Raw genomic sequence first — 24,994 nt, forward strand, 5'->3', positions numbered from 1 at the left:
GGCCAGTATCGGTTATGCTGGCCCCTCCATAACTTGTCCTCCCGGACGATGTCTGACCCTTACCCTGCTCCCGAAGCGACGCCTGCTCGCTCCTCCAAACCCGCCGCCAAATCCCTTCTAGACCGCCTGCTTTCCCTCGTGCGCCGCGAGCCCGAGGACCGCGAAGGCATCAAGGCCGTTCTGGAAGCCGCGCACGAACGCCAGCTGCTCGACGCGGAATCCTACAAGATGATCAAGGGCGCGCTCGCCGTGTCCGAAGGCACCGTGGGCGACATCATGGTCCCGCGTTCGCGCATGGATCTGCTGGACGTCACGCAGCCCATCCCCTACCTGGTGGCCTCGGTCATCGAGACCGCCCACTCGCGCTTCCCCGTCTACGAGGGCGACCGCGACAACATCATCGGCATCCTGCTGGCCAAGGATCTGCTGCGCTGCATGCTGGAACCCGGCATCGAAGTGCGCACGCTGGTGCGGCCCGCCGTATTCATCCCCGAATCCAAGCGCCTGAACGTGCTGCTGCACGAGTTCCGCGCCAGCCGCAACCACCAGGCCATCGTCATCGATGAGCATGGCGGCATTTCCGGCCTGGTCACGATGGAAGACGTGCTGGAACAGATCGTTGGCGACATCGAAGACGAATTCGACGAAACCGAGGAAGACTCGATCTTCCCCGAAGGCGAGAACCAGTGGCGCGTCCTGGCCGCCACCGACATCTCGCACTTCAATGAAGTGTTCGGCTGCCAGTTGCCCGACGACGAGTACGACAGCGTCGGCGGCTGGATGGGCGGACAGCTGGGCCGCATCCCGCGCCGCGGCGACACCGCCGAATTCGACGGCCTGCGCCTGGAAGTGGCCCGCGGCGACGCGCGCCGCGCCATCTGGCTGCGCGTCAAGCGCAACGCCCCGTCCCAAGCCTCCCGCCCCTCCGACGAAGCATGACCCAAACCCCGCGCAGCCGTAATCTGCGCGGCGCCGCCGGCCTGGTGCTGGCGGGCGCCGCGCACGCCTTGACGTTCTCGCCCGGCCCCCTGCCGGATTGGGCGTTGGCGGTGACCCAGGTCCTGATGCTGGCCATCGCCGCGCGCGTCACCCTGTACGCGCCTTCGGCCAAGCAGGCCTGGCTGCGCGGCTGGCTGTTCAGCTTCGCCAGCTACTCGTTGGGCTTGTACTGGATTTTCATCAGCCTGCACCGCTACGGCGACCTGGCCGCGCCGCTGGCCGTGGCCGCGGTGCTGGCGCTGTCGGCCTTCCTGGCCCTGTTCCCGGCCGCCGCCAGCGCGCTGGCGCGCCGCTACGCGCCGCTGGAGGCGGGCTCTCCGCCCTCCCGCATCCTGTCGGGCACGCTGGCCTGGGCCGCGATGTGGGCCGCGTTCGAATGGCTGCGCGCCGTGCTGCTGACCGGCTTTCCCTGGCTCAACATCGGTTACGCGCAGGTCGATAGTCCCATCGCCGGGTGGGCGCCGCTGCTCGGCGTGCATGGCATGGCTTTCCTGGCCGCCTTCGTCGCCGCGGCCCTCGCCAGCTTGTGGCAACCCTCGCGCAAGAGCGGCACCGGCTCGCGCCACGCCCTGGCCGCCGGCATCGCGCTGGCCCTGGCCGCCGCCGGCTGGCCGCTGTCCCGCATCGACTGGTCCACGCCGTCCGGCGATCCGCTGAACGTGCGCCTGGTCCAGGGCAACATCGGACAATCCCAGAAATTCGACCCCGCCCTGCTCGACCAGAGCCTGACGCGCCACCTGGACCTGGCCGCCATGCCGCCGGCGCCGGGCGTGCCCGCGCCGCAGCTGATCATCCTGCCGGAAACCGTGCTGCCGATTTTCCAGGACCAATTGGATCCGCGCGTCTGGGCGGTCTGGCGCGACCTGGCCGCCCAGCGCAACGCCACCATCGCGATGGGCGTGCCGCTGCACGACCGCGTCGACGGCCGCGACCGCTACACCAACAGCGTCATGGGCTTTGACGGCAATACCCCGGTCGAACAGCTCGTGGCCGGCAGCACCGCCATGCGCTACGACAAGCGCCACCTGGTGCCCTGGGGCGAATACGTGCCGCCCGGCTTCCACTGGTTCGTGGACATGCTGAACATTCCGCTGGGCGACTTCGACCGCGGCGCGGTGCGGCAGACGCCCTTCGCCGTCGGCGGCCAGCACATCGCATTCAACATCTGCTACGAAGACCTGTTCGGACCCGACCTGCTGCCCGCGCTGCAGCCCGGCCCCAACGGCGAACCGGGCGCGACCATACTCGTGAACGTCAGCAACCTGGGCTGGTTCGGCGACTCCTGGGCCTTGCGCCAGCATCTGCAGATCGGCCGCCTGCGCACCAAGGAAACGGCGCGGCCGATGCTGACCTCCACCAACACCGGCATCACCGCCGCCATTGACGCCAAGGGCCGCGTCGCGGCCCAGCTCGCGCCGCTGCAGGCCGGCGTGCTGCCGGTGGCCGTGCAAGGCATGACGGGGCTGACGCCCTACGCGCGCTTCGGCGACAAGACGGCGCTGGCCCTGATCGGCCTGGCGCTCATCGCCGCGTTCGGCAGCGGCCGCAAGACGCGCCGCGCCTGAGGCGTCTTCAGGCGAACAGATTGGCCGGCAGCGCGCCGCTCTCCTCCGGCGGGCGCAGCGGCCCGCTGCCGGCGCCGGTGCGCTCGATCGCGTCCGCGATGGCGTCCATATCCTCGCCATCCAGTTCCAGCGACGCCGCGCCCAGCAATCCATTCACCTGGGCCGCGTTGCGGGCGCCCACGATCGCGCCCGTCACGCCCGGCCAGGCCAGGGTCCAGGCCGCTGCTACCGCCGCAACCGTTGCGCCGTGGCGTTCGGCGATGGGCTTGAACGCATCGGCCAGCGCCAGGTTGCGTTCGATGCCCGGAGAGGCGAATTCCGCGTTGCGCGCGCGCCAATCATCCGCCGGCAAGGCGCGGGCGCGTTCCACGCTGAAGGCGCCGGTCAATAGGCCGGACCCCATCGGGCTGTAAACGATCACGCCCGTGCCATTGCGCTCGCACCACGGAATCAGCTCCGCGCCCGCGGCGCGCTGAATGGCCGAAAACGGCGGCTGCAGCGTATCCACGTGGCCCAGCATTTCGGCCTGCTGCAGTTGCGCGAGATTGTGGTTGGACAGCCCCACCGCCCTGACCTTGCCCTCTTGCTTCAGATCCAGCAGTTCCTGCCAGTACACCTCCAGGGGCGTGCCGTCGCCCGCCGGCCAGTGCATCTGATAGAGATCGATGCGCTCGACGCCCAGCCGGCGCAACGAGTCTTCGACTTCGCGCCGGATGCTGGCTGGCGCGCCGGTGCGCCGCGGCATCGCCTGGGGCTGCTCCGCCGACCAGGTCAGGCCGCATTTGGTGAACACGTAAGGCCGGGCGTCCGGCGTCATCTGCGCCAGCGCCCGGCGCACGATTTCCTCGGAATGCCCCAACCCGTACACCGCGGCGGTGTCGATCCAGTTGATGCCGCGCTCGACGGCGCGGCGGATCGCCGCCACCGAATCAGCATCGTCCTGCGGCCCCCAGCCCACCGCCCAACCGCTGCCGCCGATGGCCCAGGCGCCCAGCCCGATGCGGGTGATGTCCATGCCGCTCTGGCCCAGCGGCCGCGTGGGAAACGAAGTCTTGCTGCTCATGGCGATGTCCGTGCGTGCGGGTCCGGCGCAGAAAATTCTCCGGATCGGCGAAAAAATTTTTCGCTCACGATACCATTCTCACAAGTCTTTGATTTACTTGATCTCTGCATCAATCATGCTGGCCCGCCCTGAGCAAAAAAAGAGCAAAATCGGGCGAAAATCGCCTTCCACCCCCCTTTTTTTCCCGACTTTTTTGCTTTTTGCCGCCAAGCGACTTGCACACCAAATTTAGTTCGTGCATAATCTCGTTTCTTCGCCAACGGCACTAAACAAAACCGGCAACGAACTACGAAAAAGCACTCGGTAAAACGTGTGTTCGATTTCGTAAAACGTTGAACGGGTTGATTAGAAAGACGGGGGTATAGCTCAGCTGGGAGAGCGCTTGCATGGCATGCAAGAGGTCAGCGGTTCGATCCCGCTTACCTCCACCAGTCAACGGCGAAGGATGCAGTACCAGTTTGCAAGTCCAAGTCCCCTTCGTCTAGAGGCCTAGGACATCACCCTTTCACGGTGAGTACAGGGGTTCGAATCCCCTAGGGGACGCCAGTTCTTCTGGCAGCAGTATGTAGTGATGCAGTTGAAGTGACAATGTAGTTGAGTACGCCGCTGCGGAGCGGTAGTTCAGTTGGTTAGAATACCGGCCTGTCACGCCGGGGGTCGCGGGTTCGAGCCCCGTCCGCTCCGCCAAAAGCTCTCGCTCAGAGTCTTTCAAGAGCTCCGTTTTCGGGGCTTTTTTGCTTTATATAGTGTGAGACCTTGTTGTCTGAAGTTTGGGGCATCGAGGATCCTGGGGGGTATAGCTCAGCTGGGAGAGCGCTTGCATGGCATGCAAGAGGTCAGCGGTTCGATCCCGCTTACCTCCACCAGTAAGCAGTACGGTAGTAAAGTTGTTCTGTTTTGTTCAGGTCCCCTTCGTCTAGAGGCCTAGGACATCACCCTTTCACGGTGAGTACAGGGGTTCGAATCCCCTAGGGGACGCCAGTCTTTCTGGCATGTAGTACCAAACTGCCTTGACACCGCAGTGCATTGAAGAAGTCAGAGTAAACCGCTGCGGAGCGGTAGTTCAGTTGGTTAGAATACCGGCCTGTCACGCCGGGGGTCGCGGGTTCGAGCCCCGTCCGCTCCGCCAAGCACATCACGCAGTTCGCAAGCGCGCTAGCCTTGCCAGCCATAGAAAGCTCCGGTTTCCGGAGCTTTTTTGCATTTCTGCCCGCATCATCTGGCGGCAGCCATCTTCCCCGCCATCCCCCCTACGCTCAGACTCGTCCATTTCGCCATCTGGACAGGCTTTCAGTGCGCCTTCATTCTCTTTTCGTCGTGCCCAGCGAAAAGAAGAGGACTACGTGACCGCGAACGCCGCCGCTCCCCATCCGCACCGCCAGCATCTGCAACGCATCATCGCAGGCCTGAACGAAGGCATCATCCTGCTCGAAGCGGACGGCGCCATCGCCTGGGCCAATGCCAGCGCGCTCAGGCTGCATGGCGCCGATGAGCTGGATGAACTCGGCGGCACGCCAGCCGGCTACCGCAAGCGCTACAGCCTCAGCTACCGCAACCATCACCGTGTACCCGCGCGCCAATATCCGCTGGATCTGCTGGCTGCGGCCGAGCCGTTCGACGAACTGCTGCTGGACCTGGAACGCAAGGACGACGACGCGTTCCTGCGCAATGTGCGCGCCAGCGGCCTGAACCTGGACGGTAGCGACGGCGCCGACTACCGCGTCCTGATCCTGCATGACCAGACCGAGCAGATCAACGCCGAAGTACGCTTCGAGCGCGCCTTCGGCGCCAACCCCGCGCCCGCCCTCATCTGCCGCCTGTCCGACCTGCGCTATGTGAAGGTGAACCAGGGCTTCCTGGAGATGACCGGCTATGCGCGCGACGTCATTGTGGGCAAGTCAGCCTATGAACTGGACGTACTGGACGGCGGCGACGACAAGGACAACGCGGTCGCCAGCCTCAACGAAGGACAGACCATTGCGCAACGCGAGGGCGTGTTGAAACTTGCAGACGGCAGCGTGAAATTCGTCATCGTCGCGGGCCAGCCCATCGACATGCAGGGCGAACCATGCATGCTGTTCACCTTCATCGACCTCGAAGCCCGCAAGCGCACGGAGCTGGCCTTGCGCGAAAGCGAGGAACGATTTTCCAAGACGTTCCGTCTGGCGCCCGTTCCCATGGCGGTCTGCGAGGGCGAGACCCTGCTCGCGCTGGACCTGAACGACGCCTTCGCCACGGCCGCCGGCGCCTCTGCGCAGGACGGCATAGGCCGGACGCTGACCGGATTGGGGCTCCAGCTCTCCGATGAACTGGAGGCCAGCCTCAAGCGCGGCGAAAGCGCCCGCAGTCGCGAGGTGGCATTGGCGGCCACGGACGGTAGCCGGCTGGATTGCCTGTTGTCGGCCGACCCCGTGACCCTCGGCGGCCAGCAACGCGTGCTGCTGGCGATTCAGGACATCACGGAACGCAAGCGCTCCGAGGGGGAATTGCTGACCGCGATCGAGGCTGTCATGCAGGACACCTCCTGGTTCAGCCGCAGCGTCATCGAGAAGCTGGCGCAATTGCGCGAGCCCGCGCCCGCGACGCGCGACGTGGCCGAACTGGCGCAGCTCACCTCGCGCGAACGCGAGGTGCTGAGCCTGATGTGCCAAGGCCACGACGACGAGGGCATCGCCCGGCAACTGAAGCTGTCGCGCAACACGGTGCGCAACCACGTGGCCACCATTTACAGCAAGATCGGCGTGCACCGCCGCAGCGCGGCCATCGTGTGGGCGCGAGACCGCGGCATTACCGGGCACGAGCGCGTGCGGACGCGGGACAAGCGGGCCAAGGGCTGATCCCTCTCTAAAAATTTACAATTAGATGCAAAATAATCGACACCTCGGCGTCCCCGAAGATGTCCGCCACTTAGTAGCCCGCAACCCCAAAAATCTTTCATTTCCCATAAAAATAACCGCAACAGGCTGCTAATTTCTGGTTGATAGCCTGCATTGCGCAAACCCTGCGCAGCTTCTTACGATCCGCCGATCCTGCCCTTGCCCGACAAGCGGCGCGATCCCCGCAAGACCGAAAGGAGCCCATCCATGCAGACCGCCTACGTCCCCGTCCCGACCATCGCCAAGCCGGCCGCCGCCCCCGCCTGGAGCGCCGCCGACATCATGGCGCTCTACGAGCTGCCGTTCATGGATCTGGTGTTCCGGGCGCAGCAGACGCACCGCGCCCATTTCGATCCGAACGCCATCCAGCTATCCAGCCTGCTGTCGATCAAGACTGGCGGCTGTCCCGAGGACTGCGCCTATTGCCCGCAGTCCTCGCACTACGACACCGGCCTGGACGCCGACAAGCTGATGCCCCTGGCGGACGTGGTGACCGCGGCCCGCAAGGCCCAGGAAGGCGGCGCGCAGCGCTTCTGCATGGGCGCCGCCTGGCGCAGCCCCAAGCCGCACCACCTGGAGGCGGTGGCCGAGATGGTCAGCGCGGTGAAGGCCCTGGGCCTGGAGACCTGCGTCACGCTGGGCATGCTGCGCGAAGGCCAGGCCGAACAGCTCAAGAGCGCCGGCCTGGACTACTACAACCACAACCTGGACACCTCGCCCGAGTTCTACGGCAAGATCATTTCCACCCGTACCTACCAGGACCGGCTGGACACGCTGGACCGGGTGCGCGACGCCGGCATCAACGTGTGCTGCGGCGGCATCGTCGGCATGGGTGAATCGCGCCGCGAACGCGCCGGCCTGATTGCCCAGCTGGCCAACATGGAGCCTTATCCCGAATCCGTGCCGATCAACAACCTGGTGCAGGTGGAAGGCACGCCGCTGGCCGGCGTGGAAGCCCTGGACCCGTTCGAATTCGTGCGCACCATCGCCGTGGCCCGGATCGCCATGCCGCGCGCCGCCGTGCGTCTGTCCGCCGGCCGCGAAGCCATGGATGACGCGTTGCAGGCCCTGTGCTTCATGGCGGGCGCCAACTCCATGTTCTACGGCGACGCCCTGCTGACCACCGCCAATCCGCAGATGGAAGCCGACCAGCGCTTGCTGCAGCGCCTGGGCATGCGCATCGACGCCGCCCAGCACACGCACCACGACGCCACGGCATGCCGTTGACGCCCGGCCTCCTCTACCTGCTGGCCAGCGTCGCCTGCAGCGTCACCGTGGCCGTGCTGCTGAAGCTGGCGCGGCGCTACCAAGTGGACGTGCGCCAGGCCATCGCCATGAACTATGCGGTCGCCGCCCTGCTCTGCTGGGCCGTGCTGCGCCCGGACCCGGCGACGCTGCTGACCCCGCAAACGCCGTGGCTGGTGCTGGCCGCGCTGGGCGTGCTGCTGCCCAGCGTGTTCCTGGCGATGGCGGCGGCCGTGCGCCATGCCGGCATCGTGCGCAGCGACGCGGCGCAGCGCCTGTCCCTGTTCATCCCGCTGCTGGCGGCCTTCCTGCTGTTCGGCGAACCGGTAAGCGGCCGCAAGCTGGCCGCGACGCTGCTGGCCGCCAGCGCCTTGTATTGCCTGCTGCGCCGTGCGCCCCGCGTGCAGGCGCCGGGCGAGGACACGGTGGCCAACAGCCGCGCCATGTGGCTGTGGCCGCTGGTCGTCTGGGTGGGCTATGGCGTCATCGACATCCTGTTCAAGCAGATGGCGCGCGCCGGCACGGCTTTCGCGGGCGGGCTGCTGCTGGCCTTCCTCATCGCCGGGGTGTTGATGCTCTGCTACCTGCTGTGGCGGCGGGTGCGCTGCCAGCTTCGGCACCTGGCCGCGGGCGCGGCGCTGGGACTGGCGAACTTCGGCAACATCCTGACCTACATCCGCGCGCACCAGTCGCTGCCCGAACATCCCGCGCTGGTATTCGCGTCCATGAACATGGGCGTGATCACGCTGGGCACGCTGGTCGGCGCGCTGGCTTTCCGCGAACCGCTGACCCGGCTGAACCTGCTGGGCATCGCGCTGGCCCTGGCGGCCATCGTGCTGATGGCGCCCTGGTAAGGGCGCCATCCCCCGGCCTCAGGTGCCGGTGCGCATCTGGCGTTCGTCTTCTGCGGCGTCGTCCGCCGTATCCTTGGCGGCGTCGCCTGGCGGTTCCGCGGCGGGCGGTTCGGCCGTCGCCACGGGCGCAACTTCGGGCTGCACCATTTCCATGGCGATGTCGGTGGCCGGATCCACGCGCGGATCCAGCACCGCCGCGGCGGGCGAGCTCTGCAGCGTGTCCGGCATGGGCACGAAATGCGTGGGCGCCTCTTCCACCTGATGCGCGCCGGTGACGCGGGTGGGACGCACCTGCCAGACCAGGATCAGGGCGCAGGCGGAAATGAAGACGTAGTACATGCTGGGGCCGGCCAGGGACATCAGCACCCCGGCGATCATCGGCCCGACACATGCCCCCACGCCGTAGGTCATGAGCAGCACGGCCGACAGGCTGACCCGGCGCTCGGATTCCACGTGATCGTTGGCGAACGCCGCGCCCAGCGGGTACAGCGTGAACTGCAGCACGCCGAAGACACAGGACATGGCGACCAGCGCCCAGTACGGCAGCACGATCCAGCCCCACATCACCACCGGCAGCAGCACCAGCAGCAGCGCGTTGAAGCGGATCAGCCCGGCGCGGTTGATGCGGTCGGACAGCCAGCCCATGGGCCATTGCGACAGCAGGCCCGCGGTCACCGCGGCGGCCACGAAGATCGCCGCCTGCGAGGTCGACAGGCCATGCTTGGCGCCGTAGACGGCCGCCAGGCCATAGAAAGCGCCGGAAAGGTTGCCGGCCACGAACAGCACCGTCATGGACAACGGCACGCGCCGCATGAAGAAGCGTATATCCAGCGGCGCCGGGAGCGGCGTGGGCGGGTGCGAACGCGCCGTGACGGCGATCGGCACCAGGCACAGCACCAGGCACATGGCCACCAGCGTCAGGGGCCGCAGGTCCAGCGTGGCATAGGCCGTCAGGGCCAGTTGACCCAGCACGGTGCCCAGGCCGGACACAACCATGTAGACCGAGAAGACGCGCCCGCGCTGGTGGTTTTCGGTCTGCTCGTTGAGCCAGCTTTCGATGACCATGAATTCGGTCACCATCACGATGCCCGAAATGACGCGGAACACCAGCCACAGCGGCATGGAGTCGACCAGCGTCTGGGCCAGGATCATGCTGGTGGCCACGGCGGCACAGGCGACGAACGCCCGGATGTGGCCCACCCGGATGATGAGTTTGTGCCCAAGGCGGGCGCCGCACACCAGGCCCAGGTAGTAGCCGGCGATCAGGGCGCCGATCCATACCTCGCTGACAGACTGCGCTGTCAGCCTGAGCCCCATATAGGTGTTGAACAGACCCGTGCCGATGAGCATCAGCAAGGTCGCGAAGTAAAGCGACGAAAAAGAGGAGATGGTGGCGAGCATGGCGTCGGCAACCGCTGCTGGCGGCAACGCAACAGGCCGCGAAAGCGGCCCGCTGCGCTAAGCGGTAAAACAGGAACTGCGTGGGATCAGACTTGCGACAGCATCGTGGCGGCGTCGCTGACTTCGAACTTGCCGGGGCCTTCGACGTTCAGCTGCTTGACCACGCCATCGACGATCAGGGCAGAGTAGCGCTGCGAGCGCACGCCCATGCCGCGCTGGATCAGGTCCAGCTCCAGGCCCAGTTCCTTGGTCCACAGGGCGGAACCGTCGGCCAGCATGCGGACCTTGCCTTCGGTCTTCTGCTCGCGGCCCCAGGCGCCCATGACGAACGCGTCATTGACCGACACGCACCAGATTTCATCGACGCCCTTGGCCTTCAGGGCCGCGGCCTGTTCCACATAGCCCGGCAGATGCTTGGCCGAGCAGGTGGGCGTGAAGGCGCCCGGCAGGGCGAACAACGCGATGGTCTTGCCGCGGGTCAGGTCGGCGACCTGGAACGCGTTGGGGCCCAGCGAGCAGCCGGCGGTTTCGGTTTCGATGAATTCGGTCAGGGTGCCGTCCGGCACGCGATCGCCGACTTTGATCGTCATGTAGATCTCCAGGAGGAATAGGGGCAATGCACTGGGGCAGGAGCGCCCCACAGGCTCCATCATAGTTCCTGCGCGGCCGCCTTGCTGGCCAGCCGGCGTCCGGGAAAGAAAGATGCACAGTCTGAAACGACTCCACACCATGGCTACACGGGCTCGAAACGGCTGATTGCCATAATGTTGTGGTTGCAATCACCGCCCGCGCACGCCGCGCTGCCGGCTGGCGGGCATCTAGCGGAGATTCATCGATGCGCAAGATCTTGACCGGCCTGGCCCTGACGCTGGCCTCGGCCACCACGGCCTGGGCGGCTCCCGATGCCGCCGAACAGGCCCAATACGACTCCTTCGTCATCGCCGCCGGCGCCTCCAACGGCGCAGCCCGCGCCTGCGGGGCGTCCGAACCCGACCTGGCCCAGCACCAGGCCACGGCCCGCAAGAACCTGCTGCAGTATGCGCAGGAATATGGCTTTTCTTCGGGCGGGTATGACGGGCTGTTCCAGAAGGGACAGGGCCAGGGGACGGCGATGATGGAAGAGATGAAGCGCTCGGGAGTGGATGGGTGCCGGGGGGTGCTGGGCGGGTTTCAGAACGAGAGGGTGATGGAGTATGAGGAGATGAAAAGGGCGTTGGCTGAGGTTAGTGATGGGTTGCCGGGGGAGAAGGCGCAGTAGGTTTTTGATGGGTCACGGTTCGGGTTCTTCAGACGCCAGTCGCGGCGGCGGGGCCGGAGGCGCGGGGCAACGATTGCGGTCCGGAGCCTTCGCTCCGGACTTCCCCTTCGTCATCTTCGTCACCGCCTTCGGCGGTTCCTTCAGATTCCCTCGGGCTTATCGACGCCCCGCGCCTCCGGCCCCGCCGCCGCGACTGGCTCTGCTGGTTGAAACTTCCCGGACCCTGGGACGAACGGTGTGCTTAGGGTTCTCGCCGCCGTTGGGGTATGGCGATGGATCTTGCGGGGCCCGCCCCCGGCCGGCCGCGCAGGCGGCCTCTGGGGGCTTACGCGGTGTCTTGCGATTCCCGATGGCGCTGCGCGCTGGTGAGGAGTGGTCTTGGATCTCACGAGCAGTTTTTCGTGGCGCCCATCAAAGCCCGTTGCCAGGTCAATCGCCACTTGAACTCCAATGCCGGATGGATGGCGCGCGTACTGGTCTTCATGCGCAAACGGCTGCTCGCCGCGCGCCACCCATCACCACCCCTCCCCCCTTGACGGCGACGCCAGAAGAAATCCAATCGGCGCATGCGCGCCAGCGATCACAATCACACTTAAAACGATGACGTATGTATTAATCGGCCGCCCGCGCGGCCGATTAATACGGGCGTCCAAGACTCGCCCCCGACCACGGCTCCAGCAGCGCCGCAGCCCAAGACAGCGGCAGCCCGTCGGCGCGGGCGGCGTGGCGGCTCGCAACCTCGATGCGCCCGAGGGAATCTGAAGGAAAGGCCGCAGGCCTTGACGAAGATGACGACGGGGGGGGCCGCCGAGGCCAGTCCGGAGCGAACGCTCCGGACCGCAATCGTGGGCGCGAGCCGCCACGCCGCCCGCGACGACGGGCGACCTACGAAGACTCGAAGGACCTACGAAGACTCGAAGGACCTACGAAGACCCGTGCGAACCCATAGAGTCCAACACGCCCCAAGAAAACCAAAACGAACCCACGAAGATCAAAGCCCGTTCTGCTTGAACCAATCCAACATCCGCGTCCAAGCCTGCTCCGCCTCAGCCTTCCGATAAGAAGGCCGATAATCCGCATGAAACGCATGCGGCGCGTCCGGATACACATCGATCCGTGAAGCCTTCGCCGCCGCCGGCCCCTGCGCCAGCTCCAGCCGCATCTTGTCCACGTCGGCCATCGAAATCCCGGCGTCCTTGCCGCCATAAGCCCCCAGCACCTTCGCCTTCAGGTCATTCACCTGGCTCAGCACCGACTTGGGCTTCAGTTCCGAAGGCTGCCCGCCCAGTTGGCCGTACCAGGCCGCGCCGGCCTTGAGCTTCGGGTTGTGGGCCGCGTACAGCCATACCTGGCGACCGCCCCAGCAGAAACCCACGATGCCCAGCCGGTCCGGATTGCCGCCGTTGGACGCGGCCCAGGCCGCGGTCGAATCCAGGTCGGTCATCACCTGAGCGTCCGGGACCTTGCCGATGATTTCCGCCTGCAGCTTCGGGATCTCGGTGTATTTGGACGGATCGCCCTGGCGCGCGAAAAGTTCGGGCGCGATGGCCAGATAACCCTGGTGGGCCAGCCGCCGGCACACGTCCTGGATGTACTCGTGCACCCCGAAAATCTCCGACACCACCAGCACCGTGGGCAAGTCCTTCTTGCCCTTGGGCGCCGCGCGGTATGCCGGCATCTTGCCGTCCTTGACCGGGATGTCCACCCTGCCGGCCACGAGGCCGCTGGCGTCCGTGGTGATCGTGGTCTGCGCCACGGCCTGGCCGGCCGCCAGCGAAAACCCCGTCGCCACCGTGGTGGCCATGAAACCCCGCCGGTTCAGCCGCAAGGGCGGAAGCAGGCTGTCGAAGTGCGCGTCCTGGTCATTCATCGAGAATCTCCTGGCAAAAAGCTGGCAGGGGCGGCTGGGCGCCGCCTCCCGGACCAGCCTGGTTCACTTCAGGGAGAAGTCCACGCGCGAGGGTTGCCCCTCGTCCTTGATGCCATCCGCGTCCAGTTGCGGCGCAACGATGAACACGCGATCCGCGAGTCCTTCCTGGGCTTGCAGCTTCTCATACACAGCCTGCGCGCGCGCATCGGCCAGTTGGCGCAACTGCTCGTCGCCCACCGGCGCCACGCTGCGCAGCATCTCCTCCATCTGCGCCGCCGGCACTGACTTGGACATGCCGATGAAATTGCGAGGCTTGTCCTTGATGTCCGTGTCGTCGTAGACCTCTTCCAGATACTTGGCACGCTCCGCGCCCGAGACCTCGACGCCCGCCGGGTTCGGCTTCTTGCCGCGCGGCGTGGTGGCGGCGGCCTTGGCGGCGCGGATCTTGGCGTCGACCCAGGCCTGGCGCAGGCCTTCCATGTCGGTCTTGGGATCGGCGCGGCCGCTGATGTCCATCTTCAGCGCCGGACGGTCCGTCAACGCCTTGGTCAGCGTGTCGATGCGTTGCAGGCTGTCCTCGGTCAGCGCCGCGCTGCCCGGCGCGAATTCCACGTACGACAGCTCCTCGCCGCCGCCAAAGGCCGAGGCCAGCAGGCTGAAGGGCGACGTAACCGCCTTGACCACCAGGTTCAGCAGCACGCGCACCACGATGCCGCCCACCGAGAACTCCGGATCGTCCAGCGAGCCGGAAATCGGCAGGTTGATGTCGATGTTGCCGCGCGAGTCCTTCAGCAAGGCCACGGCCAGCAGCACCGGCAGCTTGGTTGCGTCGGGGCTGTTGGTCTTGTCGCCGAAAGTCAGCTGGTTCAGCACCACGTGGTTGGTGGCCTGTAGCGCACGGTCCTTGATCTTGTATTCCAGGTCCACCGAGAGCTTGCCGCGCTTGATCGGGTAGCCCACGTACTTGGCCGAATAGGTGTTGAAGCGCGGCAGGTCCACGCCCTTGGCCGAGGCCTTCAGGTCCAGCGACAGGTACTTGGCGAAAGGCTGCACCACGCCGCTGATCGACAGCGGCGCGGTGGTGTAGACGCGGCCGGTGACCTTGACCTTGGCGGGCTGGGGATTGGTGGACGACACCGCCGTGATCGAGCCTTCGATGCTGGACAGCTCGGCCACGTAGTTGGGCTTGACGAAGCGGTCCGTGAAGGTCATGCGGCCGCGGTTCAAGGTGACGCTGTTCACCGAGATGTCCGGCATGCCCCCGCCCCCCTTGGCGGCGGGCGCCGCGGGTGGCGGCGCGGCGCTGCGGCCGGGGGTCTGCGTGTCCTGGGTGATAGAGCCGCCGGCCTGGCCGGGAGCCGCCACCAGGTCCATGACGTTCAGGCGGCCTTGCGCATTGAGCAGCACGCGGCCGTAGAAATCCTCGAGCGCGATATCGCCCAGCTTGGCGCCGATCTTGTCGCCGGCCACCGAGATATCCATGCCGGTAAAGCCCAGGCGCTTCCAGTTCAGGAAGTCATCCTTGTTGACGCGGTCCTGCAGGTCCACGCCGGTGACTTCGACGCCGCCCTTCCAGCTGGCCTTCATCGGCGCCGAGCCGGCCGCGGCGGCAAACTCCGCATTGCCCTTGGCGCCCAGCGTGATGGCGCGCACCGTGGCATTCAGGCTGGAGGCCGCATAGGGCGCAAAGGACGCGACATTCAGTTCCGACAGGTCCACCGAGGTTTTCACCGTCAGGGGCTGCGGCGTGAATGCGCCCTTGAGATCGAGCTTGCCATTGCCCTGGATGCCGGCGGCGGCCAAGGTGAAATTGCTCTGGCCCGGACCCATGGCCAGGCGGTCCGCGGTCACGCGCAGGCTTTGCAGCGCGATGTCCAGGGCGGGCTTGAGGGATTCGTCGCGGGCCTTGAATTGCGTCAGGTCGGCCTGCACGGCGCTGGCCGATGCGTCCACCGCGCCGTTCGTTTCCTTCACGTGGACCTGCGCGCTGGCGGCCAGGCGGCCGTCCAGCAGCGTGATCGGCGCCGCATTGCGCACGGCCGGCGCCAGGGGCGCCAGCGCGATGTTGCCCAGGCGCACGCCGAGTTCCAGCGACAGCGGCTTCAGGACCAGCGGCCCCTTGGCGCGCAGCCAGCCGCCGTCGGTGCTGTTGTCCATGGTCAGCCACAAATTGATGGGCTGGCCGGACACCTGCGGCAGGGCCACGCCCTCGACCGTCGCGGCCAGGCCGGTCATCACGTAGTCCAGCTTGCTGACCGCGTCGGTGACATAGACCTCGCCTTCGTGCAGATTGAAGGTGTCCAGCTCGACCTTCCATTCGGCGGGCGCGGGTGCAGGCGCAGGCTGGGGCGCGGCGGCGTCCGCGGCTGGCGTTCCTGCCGCAGCAGCCGTGGCGGAAGGGGCGGCGGGCGATCCCGCGGCGACAGGGGCCACGGCGGCTGCCGCTGGCGCAGCGCCCTTGGCGGCGGCGTCCGCCGTTGCAGCCGGCGCGCCCTGGGCCGGCGCAGCGGCCGTGCCAGCCTTGCCGTCCGCCTTGGCGGGATTCAGGCCGCTGGCCTTGCGCAGCTTGTCGGCCACCGGCGTGGCGGTCGGTTCCACGCCGCCCAATCGTTTCAACCCGGCAACCACGTCCAGCCAGTTCAGGTTGGCATTGGCGTAGCGGCGCACGTGGATCTGCGGCGCCCACAGGCCCACCTCGCCCACATAGGCGTGGCGCGCGATGGGTTCCAGTTCCAGGCGGGTGACGGTCAGCGCGCTCCAGGCGGCGAGATTTGCCCCGGCGGTGTCGCGCAGGTCCAGCCGCCGCAGGCCCAGGTCGCCGACCACGCGGATCTTGGGCGGCGCGTCCTTGGGCTGCTCGAACACCACTTGCAGGTTGGAATCCAGCAGCGCGCTTTCCACTTTGAACGGCAGCGGCATGGGCCAGACGTCCGCCCACTTTTCCAGCTGCAGGCCATTGAAGGCCACCCGCAGCGTGGACGAAGGCACCTTGTCGAAGGGGCGCGCCACGCCGTTCAGATCGAAGGGGCTGCCGTTGATGCGCAGATGCACGCGCGGCTGCACGTCGATGTCGGTGGCGTAGCCGAAGGTGGAGATGAACGGCACGCCCACGCCCAGCTCGTCGACCACCTGCTTGCGGCCGGTGACCTTGTCATCCAGCGTGATCGTGCCGTTCTCGATCACCATGTTGTTCAGCGAGAAGCGCGGCAGCCCTGTGTCCGGCTTGGGCGGTTCCTCGGGCTGGGCGGCCGTCAATTCGGCCACTCGTTGCTGAATATCAGAAAAATTGAAGCGCGTGACGTCCTCGCGGACGATGGCGATGTTAGGCTCGCGCAGCGTCATTCGATCGACGACCGGCGCAAACCAGAACAGGGAGGTCCAGGCCGCGCTGACGTCCAGCTCGGCCAGCGTCAAGAGCGGCGTCTGCGAATCGGGCTGGGCCACGGCCAGGTCGCGCGCGCGGACCGTCAGCGTGAAAGGATTGAAGCTGATGTCGCCGACGGAGACGTCCCGCCCGATCATCTTGGAGACGTCCTGCACCAGGACGTTGTGCAGCACTTTGGGGACTTGCCAGGCGGCAACCCCGAAAAGGACCAGTACGAATGCCGCAATACCCAGAAGAATCTTGCCGACCCGGCGGGTTAACCGAAGTTTGGGCATCCGCAAGGGCATTGCGCGTCTCCTGATACGTGTGAAGGACGAGCGTTTCCGTCCTTCTAATGACTACAGGCGCGATTATCGCGCCCCCTGCACCGCTCGTCTATCATAGGCGTATCGATGGGCCGATCCGGCCAGCCGGGACCGCCCTTTTCAATCATTAACAATTATCGCTCCCGATTCCCATGTCCACGCCCACCCCAACCTTGAGCCACCTGGATGAAGCCGGGCAGGTCCGCATGGTCGACGTCATCGCCAAGACGGACACCGAGCGCGTGGCGATCGCCACCGCCAGCGTGCGCATGAACGCCGTCGCCTATGGCCTCCTGACCCAGCCGGGCCAGGGCAAGGGCGAAGTCCTCAACACCGCCCGCGTCGCCGCCATCCTGGCCGCCAAGCGCTGCGCCGACACCATTCCGCTGTGCCACAGCCTGCCGCTGGCCTTCGTCGGCGTCGAGTTCGCGCTGGACGACGCCGAGCACCGCATCGACGTGCTGGCCACCTGCCGCACCAGCTACAAGACCGGCGTGGAAATGGAAGCCATGATGGCCTGCAGCGTCGCCGCGCTGACCATCTACGACATGTGCAAGGCTGCCGACAAGGGCATCGTCATCGAGCAAGTTCGCCTTAAGTACAAGGCAGGAGGAAAAAGCGGTGAATGGCGCAACGATTAATCTTCTCTACTTCGCGCGCGTGGCCGAACTGGTCGGCAAGCGCTCCGAAGCCTGGCCCCTGGAAGGCGAGTCCACCGGCGCGCAGCTGCTTGCCGCGCTGGGCGAACGCTACCCCCAGCTGGCGCCCTCCGCGCGCCTGAAGCTGGCCATCAACCAGACCCACGCCAAGCCGTCCGCGCCCATCCGGGCCGGCGACGAGGTCGCGGTATTCGAACCCGTCACCGGAGGTTGAACGCCATGATCAGCGTCCAGGAAGCCGACTTCGACGGCGCCGCGCTCACGGCCGCGCTGCGTGAGAGCGCCGGCCCGGGCGTGGGCGGCATCGTCACGTTCGTGGGCTATGTGCGCGACTACGCGCCCGACACGCCCACCGATACGCTCTTTCTCGAACACTACCCAGGCATGTGCGAACGCGAGCTGGAAGAAATCGCCGCGACCGCCCGCGCGCGCTGGAACCTGGCCGGCACGGTCATCGTGCACCGGGTGGGCGCGCTGCATCGCAATGCCCAGATCGTCTTCGTGGCGGCGGCCAGCGCCCATCGCGGCGACGCCTTCCGCGGCTGCGAATACATCATCGACGCGCTCAAGACGCGCGCGCCCTTCTGGAAGCGCGAGACCCTCGCGGGCGGCAGCAGCTTCTGGGTGGAGCAACGCCAATCCGACCAGGACCGCACGCAGTCCTGGGATGAAGACACCACCGTCTAGAAGAGGAGAATCCATGAGCGACGAAAGCCTTGTTTCGCTGGCCTGCGCCGTACTGACGGTCAGCGACACCCGCAGCGCGGGCGACGACACTTCCGGCAATCTGCTGGCCCACAGCCTTGCGCATGCCGGCCACCAGTGCGTGCGCCGCGACATCGTCAAGGACGACATCTACCAGATCCGCCGCATCATGAGCGACTGGATCGCCGATCCCGAAGTGCAGGTGATCCTGACCACGGGCGGCACGGGCTTCTCGCATCGCGACCACACGCCGGAGGCCATCATGCCCCTGCTGGACCGTGAAATCCCCGGCTTCGGCGAACTGTTCCGCCAAATTTCCTACACCGAGATCGGCAGCTCCACCATCCAGTCGCGCGCCTTTGCCGGCTCGGCCAATCAGACGCTGATCTTCTGCCTGCCCGGTTCCAACAACGCCTGCGAAACCGCTTGGGCGCAGATCATCCGCGAGCAGCTGGACAGTAGCCACCGCCCCTGCAATTTCGCCACCCATTTCAAGCAACGCGAAGAAGACAACTGACCCATGCTGGATTTTGATCAAGCCCAGACCCTGCTGGCCAATGCCGCAGGGCCGCTGCAACGCAGCGAAGAGGTGAGCCTGGCCGATGCCGCCGGCCGCGTGCTGGCCGCCGATCTCGCCGCCACTGTGGACATACCGCCCGCCGACAACAGCGCCATGGACGGCTACGCGTTGCGCGTGGCCGACTGGGGCGCCGGCGTGCGCCTGCCCATCCAGCAGCGCTGCTACGCGGGGGAAATGCCGGAACCGCTCAAGCCCGGCCACGCCATCCGCCTGTTCACCGGCAGCCTGATCCCGGAAGGCGCGGATACGGTTGTGATGCAGGAAGACACCGCCGAAGCCGACGGCCAGGTGGAAATCTCGCGCGCGCCCAAGCCCGGCCAGCACATCCGCCGCCGCGGCGAAGACACCATGGCCGGCGCGCCGCTGCTGGCCGCGGGCACCGTACTTGAAGCCGCCCACGTGGCGCTGATGGCTTCGCAAGGCCTGGCCCGCGTGCGGGTCGTCGGCCAGTTGCGCGTGGGCATCCTGACCACCGGCGACGAGCTGGTGCTGCCCGGCCAGCCGCGCGCGGCCGAGCAGATCTACAACTCCAACGGCCCCATGCTGGCCGCGCTGGCGCGCGGCATGGGCGCCCTGCCGGTGCACGTGCTGCACGCCCGCGACACCGAGGCCGACCTGCAGGCCGCCTTCAAGACGCTGCTGGCCGATTGCGACCTGGTGGTGAGCGTGGGCGGCGTGTCGGTGGGCGAACGCGATCTGGTCAAGCCCGCGCTGGCCTCGCTGGGCGGCGAACTGGCGCTATGGAAGGTGCGCATGAAGCCGGGCAAGCCGGTGGCGCTGGCGCAGATCGACGGCAAGCCCGTGGTCGGCCTGCCCGGCAACCCCGTATCGGCCTACGCCGTGTTCACCCTGCTGGTGACGCCGCTGATGCGCCGCATGCAGGGCCGCGACACACTATTCCCGCCGACCAGCCTGCTGCCCCTGCGCACCGAGCATCCGCGCCAGGACAGCCGCGAGGAATTCCTGCGCGTGCAGCGCCGCCTGGCCGACGACGGCAGCGCCGAACTGGTGCCCTACGGCCATCAGGGTTCCGGCGTGATCAGCTCGCTGCCCTGGGCGACGGGTCTGGCCCGCCTGCCGGCCGACGTGCAAGTGCAGGACAAGGACCGGGTCGCCTACTACGACCTGCGTCACTGGCTGGCATAGCGCTCGGCCCGCGCCAGTTCATCTGGCGTGTTGACGTTCATGAAGGCATCGGGCGCGTCATCGAAGCAGGCTTCGACCGCGCCCGTTCTCGCCTGCCACAGCCCCACCTTGCGGTCCCCGGCCCGCAGGTACGCCAGCAGATCGGGCAATAGCGACGTGCGCAAGGCCATGCAGGCCGAATGGCGCTGTCCGTCCGCCACCGCATAGGCCATGGGCGCATTGGCCGACTCGGCCGCGCGCACCAGGCGCGCCGCCAGATCCGCGGGCAGGAACGGCGTGTCGCAAGGCGCCACCACCAGCCAGGCCTCGCGCTGCGCGGCCGCCAAGCCCGCGGCGATGCCCAGCAGCGGCCCTTGCCAGGCGCCCAGATCGGCTTCGCCGTCCCGCACGACGTCGCCGTAGCGGGCATAGAGATCCAGATGACGGTTGGCGCTGACGATCAGGCGCGACACCTGCGGCGCCAGGCGGCGCGCCACGTGCGCCACCATGGGTTCGCCGCGCAGCACGACCAGGCCCTTGTCCTGCCCGTGCATGCGCGCGCCCTGGCCGCCCGCCAGGATCAGCCCCGCAATTCCCTTGCTGGCAGGCGCTTCAGCCACCGATGTAGCTCATCTCGATCTTGCGCGCAGGATCAGCCATGTTGCGGCCGCGCAGCTCGGAATAATGGTCGTTGCGCCCCGCCCAGATGCCCGCGATGATGGCGGCGAGCTCGGCATCGCTGGCGCCGTCGCGCAGCGGCGCGCGCAGGTCGTAGCCGTCGTGCGCGAACAGGCACAGGAAGAGCTTGCCTTCCGGCGACAGGCGCGCGCGCGTACAGCCGCCGCAGAAGGCGTGCGTGACGCTGGAGATGACGCCGATCTCGCCGCCGCCGTCCAGGTAGCGCCAGCGTTCGGCCACGCGGCCCATTTCGCCGCTGGCCACGGGTTCCAGCGGATAGGCCGCGCCGATGCGGTCCAGCACTTCCTGGCTGGGCACCACTTCGGCAAGATTCCAGCCGTTGGTATTGCCCACGTCCATGTATTCGATGAAGCGCAGGATGTGGCCGGAATGGCGGAAGCGTTCGGCCATGGGCAGGATCTGCCCGTCGTTCAGGCCGCGCCGCACCACCATGTTGACCTTGACCGGCGCAAGTCCGGCCTCGGCCGCGGCGTCCACGCCTTGCAGCACGTCGTCGGGCGTGAAGCCGCTGTCGCTCATGCCCTGGAACATGGCCGGGTCCAGCGCGTCCAGGCTGACGGTGACGCGCGTAAGGCCGGCGCTCTTGAGGGCCGCGGCCTTGCGCGCCAGCATGCTGCCGTTGGTGGTCAGGGTCAGGTCCAGCGGACGGCCGGCGGGGGTGCGCAGGTCGGCCAACTGGCCCACCAGGTTCTCGATATGCTTGCGCAGCAGCGGCTCGCCGCCGGTCAGGCGGATCTTCTCCACGCCCAGTTGCGTGAAGATGCCGGCCAGGCGGCTGATTTCCTCGAACGACAGCAGCGCCGAATGCGGCATGAAGGTGTAGCTGCTGTCGAAGACCTCGCGCGGCATGCAGTAGGTGCAGCGGAAGTTGCAGCGGTCCGTGACCGATATCCGCAAGTCGCGCAGGGGACGCGCGCGCTGATCCAGCGCGGGCTGTCCGTGCGGCGGCAGTTCGCCGGGCGCCAGCGGGGCCAGCGGCCCGCTGCGGCGATCGGCAAGAAAGATCACTTTGCTCATGGGAGCATCATATCCCGGCGCATCGCGTTTCGCGCTCATGGAAAGGCCTCCTGCAACGACTGCAACCGGCCGGTGTCGCGGGCGTCGTAGCCCGCCAGCTGGCCGACGTAGCCGACGTAGTCCGGGCTGCGCATGATGGACAGCAGGTCGCGCATGGCCGGCGTCTCCAGCGAGGACTTGCGGATGGCGAAGAAATAGCGCTCCCGCACCAGCGGAATGAAGTCCAGTCCGAAGCGGCAGGCGGCCGTTTCCACCCCCACGCCCGTATCGGCCATGCCGCTGGCGATGTGCGCGGCGATGGCCATATGGGTGAATTCATTGGTTTCGTAGCCCTGGACCTCGCTGATCGAGACCCCCGCCCGCTGCAGCATCAGGCCTACCAGATAGCGCGTGCTGGAGCCGATCTGGCGGTTGACGAAACGCACGTCGGGCCGCGCCAGGTCGGCCATGCCGCGTATGTGCTTGGGATTGCCGGCGGTGACGAACAGGCCGGCATTGCGCACCGCCAGGTGGATCAGCATGTACTCGTCCGCATGCAGCCATTGGGCGTAGCGCTCCATGATGGGCGCTTCGAAATCGCCCAGCGGCACCTGGAAGCCCGCCAGGTCGCACTCGCGCCGCTCCAGCGAGGCCAGCGCCTCGATGGCGGTGCGGTAGCGCAGTTCCAGGCCCGGCTTGCGGTTGCCCATGTGCTGCATCAGCGACTCCACCGCGAAGCCGTGGCTGGCGTGCAGCCGCAGATGCGGGCCGCTCTCGGGCAGCAGGCGCTCCAGCTCTTCCTGCAGTTCCGAAGCCATGCTGTCCAGCGTGGGCATCAGCCGGGCCTCGATGCGGCGGTTGGCCCACAGCAGGCGCTGCGCGAACGGCGCCAACTGCGTGCCTTGCCGGCGGTTGGTGATGAGCAACTGCGTGCCGAAGATGGCCTCGAAACGGCGCAGCACGCCCCAGGCATGCCGGTACGACAAGCCACAGGCGCGGCAGGCCCCGGCAATATTGCCAGTGGCGTCAATGGCCGACAGCAGCGCCAGCATGTCCTGCAATGGCACCGGCGCCTGGTCGTCGTCTCCGCCCAGAGTCCATTGCGGCCGCAGGCCGATACGGAACTTATATGTCATTTATTTCTTATTGAAGACGGTGAATTACCCCGTTAGAGTACACAAATAATGCGGCTGGAGGGGTTTTTATATGCTATTAAAAACATATAAACCCAAATAGCATCCAGCCCGGCACAACAGCAACGCAGGAGGAGACCGACGTGCATCAGCGCGAGGCAACATCCGATCTGGCATCCAGCGGCGGCGCCCGCGGCGGCCAGATGGCCCTGGACGCGGCCCAAGCGTCCCCCACCCCGGCCATCGCGGCCACCGCCCGCATACTCGCCCGGCTGAAGGACCAGCCCGGGCCCCTGCTGCCCGTGCTGCATGCGGTCCAGCATGAACTGGGCTGTATTCCGGCCGCGGCGGTGCAGACCATCGCCGAGGCCCTGAACCTGTCCCGCGCCGAGGTCCACGGCGTCATCACCTTCTACCCCCATTTCCGCAGCGAACCCGCGGCGCGCCACACCCTGGAGGTCTGCCGCGCCGAAGCCTGTCAGGCCATGGGCGGCGAACGCCTCGCCGCCCATGCGCGCACGGCGCTGGGCTGTGATTTCCACGCCAACAGCAAGAACGGCGATTTCACCCTGGAACCGGTGTATTGCCTGGGCCTGTGCGCCCAGTCGCCGGCGGTGATGATCGACGGCCTGCCCCATGCCCGCGTCACGCCGGAAAAACTGGACCGCCTGCTGGCCCGCACGCTGGAGGGTCAATCATGAGTTCCCCCATCGTCATCTACGTGCCGCGCGACGCCGCGGCGCTGGCCATGGACGCCGACACGGTGGCGCGCGACATCGAACGCGCCGCCGACGCCCGCGGCCTGTCGGTGCAGATCGTGCGCAATGGCTCGCGCGGGCTGCTGTGGCTGGAACCCATGGTCGAAATCACTACCCCGCAGGGCCGCGTCGCCTACGGGCCGGTGCAGCCCGAGGACGTCGCCGCGCTGTTCGACGCCGGCTGGCTAAGTGGCGGCGAGCATCCGCTGCGCCTGGGCCTGACCGAAGAAATCCCCTACCTGAAGCACCAGGAACGCCTGACCTTCGCCCGCGTCGGCGTGACCGATCCGCTGTCCCTGCAGGACTACGCCGCCCATGGCGGCCTGCAGGGCCTGCAACGCGCCCTGGCCATGGAGCCGGGGCAGATCGTCGACGAAATGGTGGCCTCGGGCCTGCGCGGCCGCGGCGGCGCGGCGTTCCCGACCGGCATCAAGTGGAAGACGGTGGCAGGCACCCCCGGCGACCAGAAGTACATCGTCTGCAACGCCGACGAGGGCGACTCCGGCACCTTCGCCGACCGCCTGCTGATGGAAGGCGACCCCTATGTGCTGATCGAAGGCATGACCATTGCCGGCCTGGCGGTGGGCGCCACCTACGGCTATATCTACGTCCGCTCGGAATATCCGCAAGCCATCGACACCCTGGAAGCCGCCATCGCGCGGGCGCGCAGCGTGGGCTGGCTGGGCGATGACGTGCACGGCAGCGGCCGCCGCTTCGACATGGAAGTGCGCAAGGGCGCGGGCGCCTACATCTGCGGCGAGGAAACCTCGCTGCTGGAAAGCATCGAGGGCAAGCGCGGCGTGGTCCGCGCCAAGCCGCCGCTGCCGGCGATCTCCGGCCTGTTCGGCAAGCCCACGGTCATCAACAACGTGATTTCGCTGGCCACCGTACCCATCATCCTGGCCAAGGGCGCGGCCTATTACCGCGACTACGGCGTGGGCCGCTCGCACGGCACGCTGCCGTTCCAGCTGGCCGGCAACCTCAAGCACGGCGGCCTGGTCGAGAAGGCCTTCGGCCTGAGCCTGCGCGACCTGCTCTACGGCTTCGGCGGCGGCAGCGCTTCCGGCCGGCCGCTGCGCGCGGTGCAGGTGGGCGGCCCGCTGGGCGCCTACCTGCCGGAATCGCAATGGGACGTGCCGCTGGACTACGAAGCCTACATCCAGATATCCGCCATGGTCGGCCACGGCGGGCTGGTGGCCTTCGACGACACCGTGGACATGGCGCGCATGGCGCGTTACGCGATGGAGTTCTGCGCCATCGAATCCTGCGGCAAATGCACGCCCTGCCGCATCGGCTCCACCCGCGGCGTGGAAACCATAGACAAGATCGTCGCGGGCGGCCCCGGCCGCGAGCAGCAGGTGCATCTGCTGCGCGACCTGTGCGACACGATGCTGGGCGGATCGCTGTGCGCGCTAGGGGGCATGGCGCCCTACCCGGTGCTGTCCGCGCTGAACCACTTCCCGCAGGACTTCGGCATCGAGTCCTCCCAGTCTGCCGCGCACGCGGCCTGAACCCGAG

Annotated in this window: 21 protein-coding genes and 6 tRNA genes; 19 read left to right on the top strand and 8 right to left on the bottom strand. The window is 67.1% G+C overall.

What is annotated here, in order from left to right:
- The first annotated feature begins 48 nt into the window (after positions 1 to 48).
- Both ACZ5YA_RS15070 and lnt read left to right on the top strand, forming a co-directional pair.
- Positions 49 to 939 (top strand): HlyC/CorC family transporter, encoded by an 891-nt coding sequence (locus tag ACZ5YA_RS15070; protein WP_118933857.1) that lies wholly within the window; start codon positions 49 to 51, stop codon positions 937 to 939.
- Positions 936 to 2,564 (top strand): apolipoprotein N-acyltransferase, encoded by a 1,629-nt coding sequence (gene lnt / locus ACZ5YA_RS15075; protein ID WP_306635859.1) that lies wholly within the window; start codon positions 936 to 938, stop codon positions 2,562 to 2,564. Before ACZ5YA_RS15070 ends, lnt begins: the two co-directional genes overlap by 4 nt.
- A 7-nt stretch (positions 2,565 to 2,571) precedes the next feature.
- Here lnt and ACZ5YA_RS15080 read toward each other — a convergent pair whose 3' ends face one another.
- Positions 2,572 to 3,627: an aldo/keto reductase gene (locus ACZ5YA_RS15080; protein ID WP_118933855.1), complete on the bottom strand. Its 1,056-nt coding sequence runs from the start codon at positions 3,625 to 3,627 to the stop codon at positions 2,572 to 2,574.
- A gap of 355 nt (positions 3,628 to 3,982) precedes the next feature.
- Between ACZ5YA_RS15080 and ACZ5YA_RS15085 the strand changes: the two genes are divergently transcribed.
- The 9 genes from ACZ5YA_RS15085 (at position 3,983) to ACZ5YA_RS15125 (ending at position 8,602) form a co-directional block, all read left to right on the top strand.
- Positions 3,983 to 4,058: transfer RNA gene (locus ACZ5YA_RS15085), tRNA-Ala, on the top strand.
- 39 nt (positions 4,059 to 4,097) lie between these two features.
- Positions 4,098 to 4,173 (top strand) — tRNA-Glu (locus ACZ5YA_RS15090).
- 64 nt (positions 4,174 to 4,237) lie between these two features.
- A tRNA-Asp gene (locus ACZ5YA_RS15095) sits at positions 4,238 to 4,314 on the top strand.
- A gap of 103 nt (positions 4,315 to 4,417) precedes the next feature.
- A tRNA-Ala gene (locus ACZ5YA_RS15100) sits at positions 4,418 to 4,493 on the top strand.
- 39 nt (positions 4,494 to 4,532) lie between these two features.
- Positions 4,533 to 4,608 (top strand) — tRNA-Glu (locus ACZ5YA_RS15105).
- Between the two features lie 71 nt (positions 4,609 to 4,679).
- Positions 4,680 to 4,756, top strand: a tRNA-Asp gene (locus tag ACZ5YA_RS15110).
- A gap of 214 nt (positions 4,757 to 4,970) precedes the next feature.
- The gene (locus tag ACZ5YA_RS15115; protein ID WP_464092709.1) at positions 4,971 to 6,464 is read left to right on the top strand and encodes a PAS domain S-box protein; all 1,494 of its coding nucleotides are present in this window, start codon (positions 4,971 to 4,973) and stop codon (positions 6,462 to 6,464) included.
- Between the two features lie 246 nt (positions 6,465 to 6,710).
- Positions 6,711 to 7,730 (top strand): biotin synthase BioB, encoded by a 1,020-nt coding sequence (gene bioB, locus ACZ5YA_RS15120; protein WP_464092710.1) that lies wholly within the window; start codon positions 6,711 to 6,713, stop codon positions 7,728 to 7,730.
- Positions 7,727 to 8,602 (top strand): EamA family transporter, encoded by an 876-nt coding sequence (locus ACZ5YA_RS15125; protein ID WP_165867922.1) that lies wholly within the window; start codon positions 7,727 to 7,729, stop codon positions 8,600 to 8,602. Before bioB ends, ACZ5YA_RS15125 begins: the two co-directional genes overlap by 4 nt.
- Positions 8,603 to 8,620: 18 nt before the next feature.
- Here the strand turns inward: ACZ5YA_RS15125 and ACZ5YA_RS15130 are convergent, their stop codons facing one another.
- Positions 8,621 to 10,003 (bottom strand): MFS transporter, encoded by a 1,383-nt coding sequence (locus ACZ5YA_RS15130; protein ID WP_464092711.1) that lies wholly within the window; start codon positions 10,001 to 10,003, stop codon positions 8,621 to 8,623.
- An 86-nt stretch (positions 10,004 to 10,089) separates the two neighbouring features.
- On the bottom strand, positions 10,090 to 10,593 hold the full coding sequence (locus ACZ5YA_RS15135; RefSeq protein WP_054451571.1) for a peroxiredoxin: 504 nt from the start codon (positions 10,591 to 10,593) through the stop codon (positions 10,090 to 10,092).
- Between the two features lie 245 nt (positions 10,594 to 10,838).
- On the opposite strand from ACZ5YA_RS15135, the gene ACZ5YA_RS15140 reads away from it, so the two are divergent.
- Complete coding sequence (locus ACZ5YA_RS15140; RefSeq protein ID WP_118933850.1) at positions 10,839 to 11,261, top strand: hypothetical protein; 423 nt, start codon at positions 10,839 to 10,841, stop codon at positions 11,259 to 11,261.
- Between the two features lie 991 nt (positions 11,262 to 12,252).
- On the opposite strand, the gene ACZ5YA_RS15145 is transcribed toward ACZ5YA_RS15140, so the two are convergent.
- The gene (locus ACZ5YA_RS15145; RefSeq protein ID WP_464092712.1) at positions 12,253 to 13,131 is read right to left on the bottom strand and encodes a dienelactone hydrolase family protein; all 879 of its coding nucleotides are present in this window, start codon (positions 13,129 to 13,131) and stop codon (positions 12,253 to 12,255) included.
- 63 nt (positions 13,132 to 13,194) lie between these two features.
- Positions 13,195 to 16,803: a DUF748 domain-containing protein gene (locus tag ACZ5YA_RS15150; protein WP_464092713.1), complete on the bottom strand. Its 3,609-nt coding sequence runs from the start codon at positions 16,801 to 16,803 to the stop codon at positions 13,195 to 13,197.
- A 170-nt stretch (positions 16,804 to 16,973) separates the two neighbouring features.
- Here ACZ5YA_RS15150 and moaC point away from each other — a divergent pair, with 170 nt between their 5' ends.
- Genes moaC through ACZ5YA_RS15175 form a run of 5 tightly spaced genes read left to right on the top strand, consistent with a single transcriptional unit; the run spans position 16,974 to position 19,911 of the window.
- Entirely contained in the window at positions 16,974 to 17,462 is a 489-nt protein-coding gene (gene moaC / locus ACZ5YA_RS15155) for a cyclic pyranopterin monophosphate synthase MoaC (RefSeq protein WP_042794830.1), read from the top strand.
- Positions 17,443 to 17,694, top strand: coding sequence for a MoaD/ThiS family protein (locus tag ACZ5YA_RS15160; RefSeq protein ID WP_059377940.1), 252 nt, complete (start codon positions 17,443 to 17,445; stop codon positions 17,692 to 17,694). Before moaC ends, ACZ5YA_RS15160 begins: the two co-directional genes overlap by 20 nt.
- 5 nt (positions 17,695 to 17,699) lie before the next feature.
- Positions 17,700 to 18,167 (top strand): molybdenum cofactor biosynthesis protein MoaE, encoded by a 468-nt coding sequence (locus ACZ5YA_RS15165; RefSeq protein ID WP_059377938.1) that lies wholly within the window; start codon positions 17,700 to 17,702, stop codon positions 18,165 to 18,167.
- Between the two features lie 13 nt (positions 18,168 to 18,180).
- Positions 18,181 to 18,702 carry a molybdenum cofactor biosynthesis protein B gene (moaB, locus tag ACZ5YA_RS15170; RefSeq protein ID WP_054451576.1) on the top strand — a complete coding sequence of 174 codons (522 nt, stop codon included), beginning with the start codon at positions 18,181 to 18,183 and terminating at the stop codon, positions 18,700 to 18,702.
- A gap of 3 nt (positions 18,703 to 18,705) precedes the next feature.
- Positions 18,706 to 19,911: a molybdopterin molybdotransferase MoeA gene (locus ACZ5YA_RS15175; RefSeq protein WP_251881064.1), complete on the top strand. Its 1,206-nt coding sequence runs from the start codon at positions 18,706 to 18,708 to the stop codon at positions 19,909 to 19,911.
- On the opposite strand, the gene mobA is transcribed toward ACZ5YA_RS15175, so the two are convergent.
- The 3 genes from mobA to ACZ5YA_RS15190 are packed head-to-tail and all read right to left on the bottom strand — an operon-like array spanning position 19,896 to position 22,721.
- Positions 19,896 to 20,444, bottom strand: a complete 549-nt coding sequence (gene mobA, locus ACZ5YA_RS15180) for a molybdenum cofactor guanylyltransferase MobA (protein WP_059377964.1) — start codon at positions 20,442 to 20,444, stop codon at positions 19,896 to 19,898. The two genes, ACZ5YA_RS15175 and mobA, sit on opposite strands and share 16 nt — an antisense overlap.
- Before the next feature lie 58 nt (positions 20,445 to 20,502).
- Complete coding sequence (gene moaA / locus ACZ5YA_RS15185) at positions 20,503 to 21,606, bottom strand: GTP 3',8-cyclase MoaA (protein ID WP_059377934.1); 1,104 nt, start codon at positions 21,604 to 21,606, stop codon at positions 20,503 to 20,505.
- 35 nt (positions 21,607 to 21,641) lie between these two features.
- Entirely contained in the window at positions 21,642 to 22,721 is a 1,080-nt protein-coding gene (locus tag ACZ5YA_RS15190; RefSeq protein WP_059377931.1) for a substrate-binding domain-containing protein, read from the bottom strand.
- A gap of 140 nt (positions 22,722 to 22,861) precedes the next feature.
- On the opposite strand from ACZ5YA_RS15190, the gene ACZ5YA_RS15195 reads away from it, so the two are divergent.
- Positions 22,862 to 23,419 carry a formate dehydrogenase subunit gamma gene (locus ACZ5YA_RS15195; protein ID WP_059377930.1) on the top strand — a complete coding sequence of 186 codons (558 nt, stop codon included), beginning with the start codon at positions 22,862 to 22,864 and terminating at the stop codon, positions 23,417 to 23,419.
- Positions 23,416 to 24,987, top strand: coding sequence for a formate dehydrogenase beta subunit (locus ACZ5YA_RS15200; protein WP_118933771.1), 1,572 nt, complete (start codon positions 23,416 to 23,418; stop codon positions 24,985 to 24,987). The genes ACZ5YA_RS15195 and ACZ5YA_RS15200 overlap by 4 nt, the downstream gene beginning before the upstream one ends.
- Positions 24,988 to 24,994: the final 7 nt, after the last annotated feature.

The organism is Achromobacter sp. JCM 18799 (genome assembly GCF_055395645.1).